This is a genomic window from Candidatus Binatia bacterium (genome assembly GCA_036504975.1).
GTDB lineage: Bacteria > Desulfobacterota > Binatia > UBA9968 > UBA9968 > JAJPJQ01.
Window position 1 is genome coordinate 1 of the sequence record DASXUF010000111.1, and the last position, 14,707, is coordinate 14,707.

Below are 14,707 nucleotides of genomic sequence, written 5' to 3' on the forward strand. Positions count from 1 at the left end.
CGCTTCAATTTCTGGTCGATATTAGAGAAAAGCGTTCCGGTATCGGGCGCGGGGTTAGCCGCGGCCTTGGCGCGCTCCACGGCTTTCTCGTCGTAGGGGGCTTTCAATGCCGGGGCCGCCTCGGGTGGGGCCGGAAGCGCGCTCAGGGTTTTCCCTTTTTTCTCGAGCTTGCTGTCGATTGCGCCCAGGTCCGTGGTCACCTGCGGTTTCGCCTCAGGTTCTTTAGGCAAGTCGGCGCCCGGGGGCTTGGGATCGGAGCCCTGCTTCGCGTCGATTCCGCGCTGCTTCAGCGAGTCGTCGATGTTGCCGACCAATTGGGAACTTTTCGCCGATGCCGTCTTGGTCTCGGCGCCGGACTCCTGTTTTTTGCCGAACGGCCACAACGAGGAAAAAAAGCCGCCCGATTCTTTTTTGCCGGCGGCGTTGGCCTTGGCGGCCTGGTCTTTTTTCTCGTCGCCGCTCGAAGATGCCTGATCAGGCGAGACGATCTGAGTGGGCGGGGCGAATGGATTTATTTTGTCCACCATGCGGCCGACAAAGGTTTTTTCTTTTCCCGGCTTTTCGTCGACGACTTCTGTTTTTGCCACGAAGTTTTGCGGCAGCTTCACTTCGCCGGTCGGCGCTTTGTTTTCTGCTACGGCCGGTGCCGCCGCTCTTCCTTCCGGTTTGAGCAGGAGCGCCAGCGGGTCGCGTTTTTCCTGAGCCAGCTCTTTCAACTGGACCTGGGCGGTTTTGGCCAAGGGGTCGGTCGGGTAGTGCTCGACGAGCGCCTCATAGGCGAGAGACGCTTTTACGGTGTTCTTCTCCAGCCGGTAGCTTTCTCCCAGTTGATAGAGCGCCTTGGCCGCGGTGGGGGTATGCTTATAGAGGCGGAGAATCCCCTCGAGGCGATCCCGCGCGGCCGGATATTTCTTTTCTCCCATGTAGAACGACGCGATGTAAAATTCGTGCTCGGCGAGGTACTCGATGCACTTGGCCAGCTTTTCCCGCGACTTTGCCGCATAAGGAGACTGGGGGTAGTTATTGATGACCCTTTCGAAAAAACCCTTGGCGGCCTCGGTCATTTTTTGATCTCGGTCGATAGAAGAAAATTGGTCGAAGTGGGCCATGCCGGAAAGATACACGGCGTACGGAACGTTCTCATTGCTGGGATGCATCGCCTGAAATTCCTTCAGCGTCTCCACCGCCTCCGTGTATTGCTGGTTGAAATAATAGGCCTCGCCCAGCTTCAGCTCGGCTGACACGATTTCAGGAGCGAACGGATGCTCGGACCTCAGCTTCTGGAATCGATCGATCGCCAGAGCGTATCTTTTCTTGTTGAAAAACTCCGTGCCCTCTTTATACAGCGTTTCGGCGCTGGCGTTCGGTTGTGAACCCGGCGACGACCAGGGCATCGGTGGAAGAGGTGGAAGAGTCGGAAGCGAGGGCAGAGAAGCGGAAGAGCAACCGGCGCTCAGAGCCATGAGGGCTGAGATCAGATAGCGCGGCGCAAACTGCGTAAATGATTTTAAGGGATTTTGTCGGTTGCTTGGCGTGTGAAACATAAACGCCGTCATTTCGCCGGGGCCGCTTGGCCTCGGGGTATTAGTTAGGATGGGGCGAAAATTTTTACCCATCTTATAGATCGCTCGGTGTCGAGTCAAGCATGGAGCGATTGAATTCTTACCTCTGAAATGTAGACAGAACGACTTCAAGAATATTTATCGCGCCAAGCCGCCAAGGACGCAAAGAAAGAAATATTTTCTGTTTCTCCGAACTTGGCGCGCTTTGCGTCTTTGCGCGAGGCATCTTTTCTGCGATTCCGTAAGCCGAATGTAAGCAAAGATTTCAAATATGTTCGGCTAGTTTTCTCGTACCATTACTCGAAAGCTCGCCTGTGTCTTGTTCGAGCGCAGGACGAACGGCCAGACCGGCGGAAATATCAAATACGCGGTCGTCTCCAAAAAAGAGTAAACCAAGTCTCCGGGAGGCCCCTTGTCGTCGTGGATCGTGACCGTATATTCTCCCGGCGGGAGATCGGGCACCCGGAACTGCAGGATCTTATCCTCGATCCAAACCAATTCCTTATCAGGAACGTCTCTCCGCTCGGGTTTCAGCCCCAGAAGCTTGAGGCGGGGATAGTCCATAACTTGGCCGCCCATTTCCACCCTCGGCCAGCCTACAAGATACTCCATCGAGAGGCTTACCACGGTCCCGGGCGCGCCCTCGGTGGGCTCGATCTGGACGATTTTGGGCGCGCAGGCCGCCAGCCCCAGGCAGAAAATCAGGACAGCCGTCTGGATAGCCCTTAGGACGGGACCTCTCTCCCACGCTGATCGGTTTCGTGTATGATTGGGGTCCATTTCCGCATCCGGGGGACTATGTGCGCCACCCTACCCCAAATCGCTCCAAGGAGGCAACTTCGGTACCCCCAAAAAAAATTGGATTTTCCTCTTGACAGGAGGTTTTCGATTGGGGTACAAAGAGCAAAATTTGAGCTCACGCCTCTATGGCGAGAGCGCTATCGTCGGCATTGTTACGAAGAGGCAGAATCGGATCTTCGGGGTGCTAAGAATATCAGGAATGGAGGAGGCGACAATGAAGAAGGTATCTGGTTTGACCGCCCTCGGCTTCATGCTCGCGATTATTTTCGCAGCGGCGCTGCCGGCATGGGCTGAAAGTGTTGATCAAAGGATCAGCACGTTGGAAGCGGAGTTGGCCCGGCTAAAAGCCGAGCAGGTGGAGGTGAAGTCGGAGCAGATCGAGCTGAGGAAAAACGCGCTGGCCGCCGAAGGCGCTCTGCCGACGTTCACGTACCGGCCGGCCGCCGGTTTGCGCATCGAAGCGGCGGACAAGTCGTGGTCGATCCGTTTTGCCATGGAAGCCCATATGCGGATGCTCTTCGAGAGCGGGAGATCGCATGCCGGCCGGACCAACGGCGAGGTGCAAGGCCGCCGGTTCAGACCGCGGTGGAACTTCTGCGTCGTCAACTGCTTCTACGAGATCGAACTCGCTTACGACAACGACGGTTTCGGCGGTAACTCGGCAATTCAGCGCGGCGCAGTGTGGGTCCATTTAGAGCAGATCAGCCCCTGGCTGCCGACATTCTACCTCGGACTGGATATCCCGTCGTCAACGGGTGAGTTTCCCGATGGCGACGGCTTCACCGGCTGGCAAATGGAGAAACCGCTAATTCTGCGGGGGCTTCCCAATACCGGCTCGGCCAGCAACGGCTTCGGCTTTAACTGGGACGATAAGCCGCTCTCGTCGATCGGAATCCCCGGTAAGATCACCCGGATTAATTTCGCGGTGGCCGGCATCGCCGAGGCCGGGGAGGGAACGAGCACATTTTTAGACGCCGGGCATAACATGCTCTGGTATATCAATGTGGCCCCCTTCTCGGAGTTGAAGAGCAAGTGGCTGGAAGGTTTCGAATTTGAAATGGGATACTGGTTGTGTAAGATCGATCGTTTTGAAGCCGGCGGCAATGTCGGGGATGGTCAGAGCACGGTCTCGGAACCCGACCAGGATTGTGCAAGGCTGCGCCTGCGTGACAACGGCGACGGCGGCAGGACGACTCTGTTCGACACGGGTACGGGAGTTATTGGCCGCGGCCCGATGCACTATCTCTACCCCGGAGTTCAGTGGGAAATCGGTCCGTACACTCTGCGCGCTACAGGCCAGTTCGCGCGCTGGAAAAATGGTCAGGATACCGGCGCCGATACCCGCCCTGGACATACCAAGGCGAACGGCTTCAATATCGCGCATGACCTTTGGCTCTTTAGCCCCAAGGGCTGGTTGACCGGCTCGCCCACCACTCCTGGTTCGGTGCTGGTGGGAACTCGCTTCGAGCGTAGCACCGCCGATTGTAATTACGGCGGCGGGGGGCCTGGTCTTAATCCTGCGGTTGGTAAGACCGGTGGATGCACGAACCGGGGCTTTAATCGAATCATTGTGCTCGTCCGCGAGTGGGGTGTTTACTACTTCCTGATGAACCGGATGAGCGTGGGCATCAACTGGACCTGGTACGACGCGTCTAACATTCCCACTTTTAGCCTTGCCAATCTCGGGATACTAAATCATCCCACCACCGCCAGAGGCGGCAGTTGGGTCGACGTGGCCTTAAACTTCCGCGTCAGGTTCTAAGCCCATACGAAGCTAAACTGTAAAAAAGGGGAGCCAACGGCTCCCCTTTTTTTTGGCAGGCGATGTGTTCGCCCGTGGTCCGAGGATTCGTAGGGGCGGACCGATGTGTCCGCCCTCCCCGCCCAGGGCAGACACGCAGGTCTGCCCCTACAAAAAAGGTTCTTCAGGCTTTTGTATGGATAACTTGGCAGTATCCCCCCTTCTTTTCTCTCATCACGAAGATCTCATCGCGGCTACGCGCCGAAAATCGGAATATCTCGCGCAAAGACGCAAAGGCGCAAAGGAAAACCCGATTCCGAACTTGGCGTTCTTGGCGTCTTGGCGGGAACAAACCCGTCTTTCCTTCGTGCGCTAGGTCCTTCGTGGTGAATCCTCGTCCACACTAATCCTGGAAGAGCCACAAAAAATTCCCCGCCAGCGTGATCTACGTATCGCCCCCGCATCGTGCCTGCCCTGAGCCTCGTCGAAGGGCATCGCCCATCCCCCCTCGTTGTCTTTTTCACGCGCCAATGATAATTTGTCGATCGTGAAGAAGCGCGAGAATCTAGCGAAGGCGATTTACGATCTTGCCAAGTTGGTTTTCGCGGCTCTTGTGCTTGGCCCGATTGTTACACCAGAAGCTTTCAGTGTCCCCAGCCTTATCGCAGGAGCTACCGCGACGCTTTTTGCTGCTCGCTTCGGCATACTTGGTTGACAAGGGAGGTTGAATATGGATCCACTTTTAGTACTCTTTACTCTAACTGGTGCCATTGCGATCATTGTCGGTCTGCTCTTCTACCTCCACGACCGAAAAGTCCGGCGTTAAACCGAACGCCGGCTCTTCTATGCCGTTCTTCTTGAAAGGGCGCGTTCTATGAGGAAGCCTCTTCTTAGCGGAGCGCGTTTCATGAAGAAGAGATCAACTTCCCTGCTACGGTCGCTCACGCTCGTTGTTTTCGTTTTCTGGCTTTCGCCGGAATCGCCCTGGGCGCAGGAGGGCGGCTTCTATCCGGGAAAGTTGGCGATCGCCAAGGCTAAAAACCTCACGCCGCAGGAGCGCGAGGTCGAGGCCCGTTTTGCGAAATATCTCGAAGAGCGCACCGATGAAGCCATCGCTCGCTATCAGGCGAAGTACGGCAAGGAGATCAACACCGACAATGCGCGCGAGCTGTCCCAGGACTATGCTCCGGGAGGAATGGATGCGGAAGACGCGCGCACGCGGGCCGCCCGCGCCCAATGGAGCTCGGCCGTGCACGAGCCTTCGAGCGCGCTCACCAAGGAGATCTACCGCAGGGAATTGAAAAAAGCCGCGGCGCCAAACGAACGGAGCCAAGTGGTTTTCACCGCGGGCGGCGCGGGGTCGGGAAAGACAACGGGCATTCAGCAAATTGCGGGCTTGGGGCACGCGGTCGAGGCCGCTCAGATCGTCTACGATACGACCCTCTCCAGCTTGAGATCGTCGCTGGATAGAATCTCCCAAGCGCTGGATGCCGGAAAAACGGTGAGCATCATCTTCGTGTACCGCGATCCGATCGATTCGTTGGTCGGAGGCGCGTTGCCGCGAGCGGAAAGGAACGGCAGAACGCTTCCTCTGGAAGTGTTTCTGGATACTCATATAGGGGCGCCCGAAGTTCTGCTTAAAGTCGCCGAGACTTACAAGGGAGACAAACGGGTTGAGATCGCGATCATCGACAACAGCAGGGGGCGGGGAAAGGCGGCGGCGGCCGACCTCAAGTTTGTTCAGGCGGTGGCGCGGAAGTACACGAGAGAAGATTTGGGGGCCAAGCTCTTGCGGGGCTTGGAGGATGCGTATGAAAAAAAGAAGCGGGGGGAAAAAGAAGGGATTTCGGAAGATATCTATCGAGCGTTTAAGGGACATGCCTCTTAAAGAATACACGGCGCTTCTGGCGCGGGACATGGTCGCCAGCCTCAATATCAAAACTGGAGATGCCAAATCCAAGGGAAAGGAAAAGCAGAAACGTGATAAGGCAAGAAAGCGGTAAGGGGGGTCTTCCCGCCTCGAGAAATTCATTGCAAAAGGAAGATTGCAAATTGCAAACATCAAAATGGCCAATCCGGATTTTCCGTTTTTCAATTTTCACTTTGCATTTTGCATTCATTGGGCTCCTCTTCCTGGCGCTTGGCCTCGGGTTATTTTCCGGTTGCGGCGAGAAGTTCATGGACCATATCCCGAGGGTCGGAATTGGCGGACGATACAACGAGGGCAAAGAACAGTTTCTAAGAGGCAGGGGCGGGAATATGGAGACGGCGATTGCCGCCCTGGATGCCGTGGTCCGCGAGGATCCCACCTACAAGGACAGCCTCACGCTCCTGGGCAGGGCCTATTACAACACGGGAAAATATGAGATCGCCAGGCAGATTCTACAGCGGGCTTTGCTGGTCAATAAGGACGACGAGATCGCCTGGATGGCGTTGGGACTCGCCCAACTGCGACTCGGCCAAGATGAGAAGGGGATCGAAACCCTTCAAGGCGCGATCACTCTCATCAGCAAAGTCTCGAAGAGCGGCTACCGCGATTTTAAAGAGTGGGACAACAAGGCGCTGGTCCGTACTTACATCTCAAGGAGCGCCGTGGACGTCAAGAAAGGATCCGAAGCGAAGGCAAGCTTGATTCGGAATTGCGAGACTCTGCTCGCTCGAATGGACGACGAAGAGAATTATCAAAAGCAAACGAGGGACTTCAACCGCCGTAAGAGTCCGCGGTAGCGCCTCAACCGCCGCCCCGTCTTGTTGGGGAGTTGGATCGTGGTGGCAGCGACTCAGGAAGGGCGCTACCATACCCAGCCGTTCACCTACCGTTTAGAAGCGGACTATTCAAAAGGATGTCGGCCAGGGTCGTCAGGAAGTAACCCAGGCTCACGTAGGCGTTCAAATCGAAAAACGCCTTGTTGATCCTCGACAGATCGTTCGGGCGCACCAGACGATGCTCCCAGAAAAGGATTAGAGAAACCGCCGCGACCCCCAGCCAATAGATCGGCCCCAGACGCGCGCTGAGGCCGACGAAGAGCAAAAACACCACCGTCACAAGGTGAAACAGGCTCGAAAGCCTCAATCCCATCGGTACGCCGAAGCGCGCCGGGATCGAATAAAGGCCGTGGCTGCGATCGAACTCATAATCCTGAAGCGAATAGATGATATCGAATCCCGCGAGCCAAAAGAGGACCGCGAGTCCCAGGGAAAAAGGAATCGCCAGATCAGCCGGACCGGCCGGGGTTCCGCTGATCGCGAGCCAGGCGCCCACGGGCGCGAGCGCTAGAGCGAGTCCCAAAAAGAGATGCGACGCCCAGGTGAATCTCTTGGTCAACGAGTAAAAGAAGACGATCGCCAGCGCAGCCAGCGAGAGCGCAAAGCAGATCGGATTCAGGCGATAAGCCGCGTAGATGAAGAGCAGCGAGGCGAGGGCGGTCAGCGCCACTGCCTCCCAGACCTTGACTTTCCCCTGTGGCAGCTCCCACGAACTGGTCCGTGGATTCAGCGCGTCGAATCTCTTGTCCGCCAGGCGGTTGAAACCCATCGCGGCGCTCCGGGCGCTTACCATAGCGACGAGAATCCACGCCAGAGAGCGGATCGTGACCGGGTATTTGACCCAGGCTAGAGCTACCGAGGCGAGGGCGAAGGGCAGCGCGAAGATGGTATGGGAGAAGCGGATGAGACGGCCATAATCGCGTATCTTTTCCAGTAGGTTCATATCGTGCTCGTGGCTCGTGCTCGTGTTCGTAAATCGCTCGTCCCCGTTGGTGGCCATGGTTACTTGTGATCCAGGGACTGGCCCAGGCGCGTGAGCATCTGGCCTACCCTTTCGTATCCCGACCACGAGCACGAGTCACGATATTCCAAGTTTCTCCCAGATCGAATCGATATATTTTTTGGTTTTTTCGTCCATCACGATGGGATCGGGCCACTCGCGCTCGAAGCCCTCGTTCTTCCATTTCCGCGTCGCGTCGATCCCCATCTTGGAGCCGTAGCCCGTGAGCGGCGCGGCGTGATCGAGCACGTCCACCGGTCCCTCGACGAAGACGATGTCGCGTTTGGGATCGATCTGGTTGCCGGCGATCCAGGTCACCTCTGCAGGGTCCTGCACGTTGACGTCGTGATCGACGACGATAATCGTCTTGGTGAACATCATTTGCCCCAGGCCCCAAAGGCCGTGCATGATCTTTCGCGCGTGGGCCGGATATTCTTTCTTGATCGAGACGATGGCGAGGTTGTGAAACACGCCGTGCACAGGCAAGCTCATGTCCACGATCTCCGGGAAGGTGAGGCGCACGAGCGGTAGAAAAATTCGCTCCGTCGCTTTTCCAAGATAGGCATCTTCCATCGGCGGACGTCCGACGATCGTCGTCAAGTAGATCGGCTTTTTCTTGCGCGTGATGCAGGTCACGTGAAACGCGGGGTAGTCGTCGGCCAGAGAATAAAAGCCGGTGTGGTCGCCAAACGGCCCTTCGCGGCGGAGCGGCTCGGACGGATCGATGGTGCCTTCGATCACGATATCCGCGCTGGCCGGCACCTCGACGTCGATGGTAACCGCCTTCACCAGCTCCACGCCCTTTTGTCTCAAAAAGCCGGCGAACAGAAACTCATCGATCTGGTCGGGCAGCGGCGCCGTCGCCGCGTAAGTGAGAGCAGGATCGCCGCCGATGCAGGCCGCGACCTCCATGCGGCCTTTGTCTTCCTTCCGGCGTTGGAAGTGGCGCGCTCCTACTTTATGCGGGTGCCAGTGCATGCCGGTCGTGCGCGAGTCGAAAACCTGCATGCGGTAGAGGCCGACGTTGCGCTTGCCGTCGCGCGGATCGCGGGAAATGACGAGCGGAAGCGTGATGAACGGGCCGGCGTCTCCCGGCCAGCAAGTGAGAATCGGAAGCGTGCTTAAATTGGGATCGCGCTCGACGACCTCGTGACACTCGCCGTCGCCGACGGATTTCGGCGCCGCGCCGGCCAGGCGCAAAAGTTCCGGCAAGAGACTCAGCTTCTCGCGCAGGGAAGCCGGCGGCTTCATGCGCGTGAGATGCTCGATCCGGCGCGCGATCTCCTCGAGGTCAGAAACCCCGAGAGCCAGGGCCATGCGCCTGAGCGAGCCGAAGGCGTTGATCAGGACCGGAATATTTTTTCCAACGACGTTGTCGAACAGAAGCGCGGGACCGCCGCACTTCATCACCCGGTCGGCGATCTCGGCGATCTCCAATTCCGGCTTGACGGGATAGGAGATGCGCTTCAGCTCGCCTTCCCGCTGCAAAACTTGTAGGAACTCTTCTAAATTGTTATACGCCATCTAGCCAACCGTCGGCCGTTATTCATTGAGAGCAATGTCTAATCCGAGAGGCGCTACGAAGTCAAGGTTTCAAAAAGCCTGACGGAATCTTTCCTTGTTGCAGTCGCGTGGCGAAGCCGGTAAGGTCCCGTAAGATTCGCTCTCGTGCTGCCATAGTAAGCTCACGCCGGCGCCCGATCATGAAGTCAAAAATTCGAAGAAATCAAAAGACCCAGCATCTCGCCAAGGCAACCGCCGAATCGAAATCGTGGCGGGTCGATTCTCTCACGCCTTTAGTTGTCGTCTTGTTGACTCTTGCGGCTTTTCTCCCCGCTTTGTGGAACAGCTTTGTCGATTGGGACGATTACAAAACTCTGGTGGAAAACCAAAACTACCGGGGGCTCGGGTGGGCGCAGCTCCGCTGGATGTTCACGACTTTCTACATGGGCCACTATCAGCCTTTAAGCTGGGTGACCTTTGGCGCGGACTATCTCCTGGGCGGACTAGAACCGTTCGGTTATCATCTGACCAATCTCTTGCTTCACGCGGCCAACGCCGCGCTTTCTTACTTCATCACTCTTCGCCTGCTCTCAGTGGGCCAGACGAGTCCGACCGCTCCAGGCAATGGTCCATTACGAGTCGCCGCCGGTTTTGGCGCTTTATTATTCGCCGTCCACCCGTTGCGAGTTGAATCGGTGGCCTGGGCAACGGAACGGCGCGACGTCCTCTCGGGCTTCTTCTTCCTGTTGACGATACTCTTCTATCTGAAAGCCGCGGCGGCTTTAGAGAACAATGGCGCGCGCCGGCGTTGGTTGAGCGCCGCGGTGATCGTCTATGTTCTCTCGCTGCTCTCCAAGGCCAGCGGCATCGTTCTCCCCGTCGTGCTTTTAATCCTCGACGTTTATCCGCTGAAACGGCTCGGCGGAGGGCCGGGAAAATGGTTTGGGGCGGCGGCCCGGAAAGTTTGGTTGGAAAAAGTTCCTTTTGTGTTTTTGGCCGCGGCCGTTGGAGTCATTGCCTTGCTTGCGCAGGAAGGCGCCGGGGCGTTGAAAGCCGTTGAACGTTACAATGTGGGATCTCGTGTCGCACAGGCGCTCTACGGGCTCGCATTTTATCTCTGGAAGAGCGTTCTTCCCTTGGGACTGTCTCCGCTCTATGAGTTGCCGGTTCAATTCGATCCCTGGGACTGGCCTTTCCTCCTGAACGGGTTCGTCGTCCTGGCCGTCAGTGCGGGCCTGTATCTTGCCAGGCGGGCGTGGCCTGCCGGCGTCGCCGTTTGGATTTATTATGTGGTCGTTCTGCTCCCGGTGTTGGGGACGGCACAGAGCGGGCCGCAACTGGTCGCCGATCGCTACAGTTACCTTTCATGCCTGGGCTGGGCGACCCTTGGAGCAGCGGGTCTGCGCTATTTTTGGAGCGCCGGTCTTGGCGGGAATGTCCAAGGAAGAAAATTTATTTTTGCCCCTGCGCTTGCCGGTGCGGTTGTGCTCGCGTTAGCTGGCTTGACCTGGAAAGAGACACAGGTCTGGCGCGATTCGGAAAGCTTGTGGAGACACGCTCTCGCTGTCGGCCGGGCATCGAGCACGGTTCACTACAACCTGGCCTATGCCTTACACAAGCGGGGTGAGCTTCCGGAGGCGACGGAGCACTACCGCAAGTCGCTGCGGTTCAATCCTCTCGTTGCCGATGCCCACTACTATCTGGCCGACGCGCTGGCGATGCAAGGATCGTTGGAGGAAGCGATGGAGCAGTACAACGAAGCTTTAAAGATCAAGCCTGATTTCTGGGGCGCGCATTTCAACCTGGCAATTGTACTGGAACGCCAGGGAAAGGTCGGCAAGGCGATCGGGCATTACCGTCGGGCCCTCGATATCAATCCGACCGACGTCGCAGCCCACAACAACTTGGCCGTAATCCTTGCGCGACAAGGGGAATTCGATGAGGCGTTCGAGCACTTTCGCTACAGCTTAAAGCTCGACCCGGCCCAAAGCGATGTTTACCTTGGGCTCGGCAATATTTTAGCCAGGCAAGGCAATCTTGACGAAGCAGTGCGGCACTACCACGAAGCCATAAAAGTAAAGCCGAACTTTGCCGAGGCCCACAACAACCTGGGAAGAGCCTTGGCCGCTCTGGGACGGCTGGATGAGGCGGTAAAGGAATTTCGCGAGGCGGCTAGAATTCAGCCGAACTTTGTCGCGGCGCACGAAGCCCTGGCGCGGGCACTGGCCCAGCAGGGAAAGAAAGAGGAAGCCATGCACCACTATCAGGAGGCTTTGAGGATTCTCAAGTCGCGCCGTCAAGCGCCCAATTCGAGTGGATGAGTTTCTTGTTCCGCGGGGGATTTTGGGTTATTAGGGAGAAAGAGATTCTCTGTACCGAGAGGAGGCCGCGAGATGAGATACCAGGGATTGGAAGAGATGAAAAAAAGCCTAAAAGGCGTGGTCGAGTTCGACGGCAAGGTGCGCGTGCTCGACAAGGAAAAACTCCGCGGCCAGGCGATCGACCGCCTGGTCTTCAACGGCGTCTTCCACGAAAACTCCGAGATCAAGCAAGCGGCGCGCAACGTGGTGCGTCAAAGCGCCAAGGCCCTGGGCATCCATCCGGCCTCGATTTTGCCCCTTTACGAGGCGGTTGGCCGGGGCGAGTGCGGCGGTTTCACCGTTCCGGCGATCAACATTCGCGGCCTGACCTACGACATGGCGCGCGCCGTCTTTCGCGCCGCGCTGCGCAATCAAGTCGGCGCCGTGGTCTTCGAGATCGCGCGGTCGGAGATCGGCTACACGTCTCAGCGGCCGGAGGAATACGCCCATGCCGTGATGGCGGCGGCGATCAAAGAAGGCTTCAACGGGCCGCTGTTCATCCAGGGCGATCACTTCCAGGCGAGCGCGAAGACCTTCGCGAAAAATCCCCAGGCGGAGGTTCAGGCGTTAAAAGATCTCATCAAAGAAGCGATCGCGGCGGAATTTTTCAACATCGACATCGACAGCTCGACCTTGGTCGATTTGAGCCGGCCCACGGTCCGCGCCCAGCAGCAGGACAACTGCTGGGTGGCGGCGGAATTGACGGCTTACCTCAGGGGTTTGGAGCCCAAGGGAGTTTCCATCTCGGTCGGCGGTGAGATCGGCGAGGTGGGCAAAAAAAACAGCACCGTCGAGGAGCTCGAAGCCTACATGGACGGCTACCGCGAAGAGCTGGACAAACGGGGCAAGGGACTCAAGGGGATCAGCAAGATCAGCATCCAGACCGGCACGTCGCACGGCGGCGTGCCTCTGCCCGACGGCACGGTGGCGCGCGTCAAGCTCGATTTCGACACCCTGGAGCAGCTCTCCAAAGTCGCGCGCGAAAAATACGGCCTGGCCGGCGCCGTGCAGCACGGCGCGTCCACCCTCCCCGAAGAGGCGTTCGACCATTTTCCCCGCCGCAAGTGCGCCGAGATTCACCTGGCCACCGGCTTTCAGAACATGCTCTATGACGATCCCGGCTTTCCCTCGGGCGTGAAGAAGGAGATCTACGATTACCTCCGCAAGGAATGCGCCGCCGAGAAAGTAGAAGGAGAGACCGACGAGCAATTCATCTACAAGACCCGCAAGAAAGCGTTCGGCCCGCTCAAGGAAAAATTTTGGACTCTGCCCGAGGCGTTTCGCAAGGACATCGGGAAGAAGCTCGAGGACAGGTTCGAGTTTTTGTTCAAGAAGCTGAACGCGGTGAACACCGTGTCCGTCGTGCGCGAGAAGGTGCCGCTGGACGGGCGGGAGCTTCGGGTGGCGTAGCGTCCTACCGTGGATGATCGGCAGGGGCGGTTCGCGAACCGCCCCTGCGAGCTGCAAACAATCAAGAAGACGATGCTTGAGACCTAACGAACGAGGCCGATGGTATATCTCTACGCGCTGATAGCCGGCTCGAGCGACTTCTTGTCGGGTTGGCTCGCGTTGAGCGTCGAGCGGGACAAAATCGAGCCCCGCTACGTCATCGCGTTCGCCGCCGGCGTGTTATTGGCGGTGACCTTCTTCGAGATACTTCCGGAGACCAATCTCAAGTCGGATGCGGTCTTCCTGGCGCTGGGCTTTGTCACCTTCTATGTGCTGGAGAAGCTCGTGATGATCCATGCCTGCGGCGAGGCCGAATGTCATACGCACCACATCGGGCCGGTGGCGGTGTTGGGCATGGCGCTCGATAACGTCATCGACGGCGCCGGGATCATGGTCGGCTATCTCATCGACCCGCTGCTCGGACTCACGATCACGCTCGCCGTCGTCTGCCACGAGATCCCGCAAGGCATGACTTCGGCGCTGATCATGCGCGAAGCGAAATGGAACAGCCGGGGAACGATGCTTGCGTTGATCCTCGCAGGGTCGCTCTACCCGATCGGCGCCTTGCTCGCGGGCTTTATCCCCGATCACTTGCAGCCCAAGATCCTGGCGTTCATCGCCGGCGATTTTATTTATATCGGCGCCGGCGATCTGTTGCCGGAAGCGCACCGCCAGTTCAATTGGAAAGTCGTCGCCTGCTTCCTCGCCGGAATAGCGTTTATGTTGTTTCTTAGGGCCCTTGTGCCGGACGTGTGAGCCCACTCGAATACTGAGGAAGCAGTGATAAACTCCTCCGCGGCAGTAAAGTTAGTATGTCAGAAAAATGCCGCTCGCTTCGCCCGGCTTGGTCACATTTATGCTCCTCGGATCTCGTGTTCGTTTACGGTACGTACAAGCCAAAAAATTTGCCAGCGGTGAGGTTGACCTAAGACCATCTTATCGGATAGTGTCCCATCCAAATTGGGGATGCGGGGCCAGCCTGCCTTTTCTGATTGAGACCAGGTGCTGAGATTGCCGCTTCCCATTTCACCCTCGGATGCTTTCGTGCAGCCCTTCTCGAGAGAAAATCTTTCCTCTCCGCCTCCTGGTCGGGCCCGCTCGGCAACGAAGATCTTTATCGTCGCCTATCTTCTCTGCCAACTGACTCTGCCTCTGGTTTACTATTTCCGGGACGATAAGTCCGACGAGCGATTCACGTGGCGTATGTTTTCCGCCGTTCATTTCGAGCAGAATAAGTGCGGCGTATCGTTGGCGGTATGGCGGCCGGGCGCCGACCTGCTGGTCCTGAGCAAGGAAGAGGTCGAGGCGGCGATTCCTTCGGGTTGGATCGAATTTCTCTCCCGCGATTACGCCCCCGTCGGGAGCAAGTTCCTGCGCAGGTACTGTGAGGCCCACCCAGAACTTGCCGAGGTTCAACTGATCCGCCTATGTCCGGCGACGGCCGCCGGGACTCGGCCAAGGATGAATCGGACCGGGTTGATTTGCCGAACCGGCAAGTTGATACGAACTCACGAGAGCTTATGAG

11 protein-coding genes are annotated in these 14,707 nt (G+C 57.7%); 7 read left to right on the top strand and 4 right to left on the bottom strand.

Features of this window, described 5'->3' with window-relative positions:
- Both VGL70_15000 and VGL70_15005 read right to left on the bottom strand, forming a co-directional pair.
- The coding region (locus VGL70_15000; protein ID HEY3304829.1) for an outer membrane protein assembly factor BamD at window positions 1-1,616 on the bottom strand (1,616 nt) is incomplete at its 3' end.
- Between the two features lie 225 nt (window positions 1,617-1,841).
- A complete protein-coding gene (locus VGL70_15005; protein ID HEY3304830.1) occupies window positions 1,842-2,342 on the bottom strand; it encodes a hypothetical protein in 501 nt (166 codons plus the stop codon).
- A 235-nt stretch (window positions 2,343-2,577) separates the two neighbouring features.
- Here VGL70_15005 and VGL70_15010 point away from each other — a divergent pair, with 235 nt between their 5' ends.
- The 3 genes from VGL70_15010 to VGL70_15020 all read left to right on the top strand — a co-directional run bounded on the left by VGL70_15010 (window position 2,578) and on the right by VGL70_15020 (window position 6,831).
- The gene (locus VGL70_15010; protein HEY3304831.1) at window positions 2,578-4,125 is read left to right on the top strand and encodes a hypothetical protein; all 1,548 of its coding nucleotides are present in this window, start codon (window positions 2,578-2,580) and stop codon (window positions 4,123-4,125) included.
- 886 nt (window positions 4,126-5,011) lie between these two features.
- On the top strand, window positions 5,012-5,992 hold the full coding sequence (locus VGL70_15015) for a hypothetical protein (GenBank protein HEY3304832.1): 981 nt from the start codon (window positions 5,012-5,014) through the stop codon (window positions 5,990-5,992).
- A gap of 290 nt (window positions 5,993-6,282) precedes the next feature.
- Window positions 6,283-6,831 carry a tetratricopeptide repeat protein gene (locus VGL70_15020; GenBank protein HEY3304833.1) on the top strand — a complete coding sequence of 183 codons (549 nt, stop codon included), beginning with the start codon at window positions 6,283-6,285 and terminating at the stop codon, window positions 6,829-6,831.
- Between the two features lie 82 nt (window positions 6,832-6,913).
- Here VGL70_15020 and VGL70_15025 read toward each other — a convergent pair whose 3' ends face one another.
- Both VGL70_15025 and VGL70_15030 read right to left on the bottom strand, forming a co-directional pair.
- Window positions 6,914-7,870, bottom strand: coding sequence for a UbiA-like polyprenyltransferase (locus tag VGL70_15025; protein ID HEY3304834.1), 957 nt, complete (start codon window positions 7,868-7,870; stop codon window positions 6,914-6,916).
- Window positions 7,871-7,948: 78 nt separating this feature from the next.
- Window positions 7,949-9,394: a menaquinone biosynthesis decarboxylase gene (locus VGL70_15030; protein ID HEY3304835.1), complete on the bottom strand. Its 1,446-nt coding sequence runs from the start codon at window positions 9,392-9,394 to the stop codon at window positions 7,949-7,951.
- 179 nt (window positions 9,395-9,573) lie between these two features.
- Here VGL70_15030 and VGL70_15035 point away from each other — a divergent pair, with 179 nt between their 5' ends.
- The 4 genes from VGL70_15035 (at window position 9,574) to VGL70_15050 (ending at window position 14,706) form a co-directional block, all read left to right on the top strand.
- On the top strand, window positions 9,574-11,694 hold the full coding sequence (locus tag VGL70_15035) for a tetratricopeptide repeat protein (GenBank protein HEY3304836.1): 2,121 nt from the start codon (window positions 9,574-9,576) through the stop codon (window positions 11,692-11,694).
- Between the two features lie 72 nt (window positions 11,695-11,766).
- Window positions 11,767-13,143, top strand: coding sequence for a class II fructose-bisphosphate aldolase (locus VGL70_15040; protein HEY3304837.1), 1,377 nt, complete (start codon window positions 11,767-11,769; stop codon window positions 13,141-13,143).
- Window positions 13,144-13,242: 99 nt separating this feature from the next.
- A complete protein-coding gene (locus VGL70_15045) occupies window positions 13,243-13,938 on the top strand; it encodes a ZIP family metal transporter (GenBank protein HEY3304838.1) in 696 nt (231 codons plus the stop codon).
- 288 nt (window positions 13,939-14,226) lie between these two features.
- Window positions 14,227-14,706 carry a hypothetical protein gene (locus VGL70_15050; protein HEY3304839.1) on the top strand — a complete coding sequence of 160 codons (480 nt, stop codon included), beginning with the start codon at window positions 14,227-14,229 and terminating at the stop codon, window positions 14,704-14,706.
- Window position 14,707: the final 1 nt, after the last annotated feature.

Bases quoted from the DNA above. Each gene is read 5' to 3' on its own strand.
- VGL70_15035 (HEY3304836.1), top strand. From the start codon at position 9,574: ATGAAGTCAAAAATTCGAAGAAATCAAAAGACCCAGCATCTCGCCAAG.
- VGL70_15045 (HEY3304838.1), top strand. From the start codon at position 13,243: ATGGTATATCTCTACGCGCTGATAGCCGGCTCGAGCGACTTCTTGTCG.
- VGL70_15005 (HEY3304830.1), bottom strand. From the start codon at position 2,342: ATGGACCCCAATCATACACGAAACCGATCAGCGTGGGAGAGAGGTCCC.
- VGL70_15010 (HEY3304831.1), top strand. From the start codon at position 2,578: ATGAAGAAGGTATCTGGTTTGACCGCCCTCGGCTTCATGCTCGCGATT.
- VGL70_15025 (HEY3304834.1), bottom strand. From the start codon at position 7,870: ATGGCCACCAACGGGGACGAGCGATTTACGAACACGAGCACGAGCCAC.
- VGL70_15015 (HEY3304832.1), top strand. From the start codon at position 5,012: ATGAAGAAGAGATCAACTTCCCTGCTACGGTCGCTCACGCTCGTTGTT.
- VGL70_15030 (HEY3304835.1), bottom strand. From the start codon at position 9,394: ATGGCGTATAACAATTTAGAAGAGTTCCTACAAGTTTTGCAGCGGGAA.
- VGL70_15040 (HEY3304837.1), top strand. From the start codon at position 11,767: ATGAGATACCAGGGATTGGAAGAGATGAAAAAAAGCCTAAAAGGCGTG.
- VGL70_15020 (HEY3304833.1), top strand. From the start codon at position 6,283: ATGGACCATATCCCGAGGGTCGGAATTGGCGGACGATACAACGAGGGC.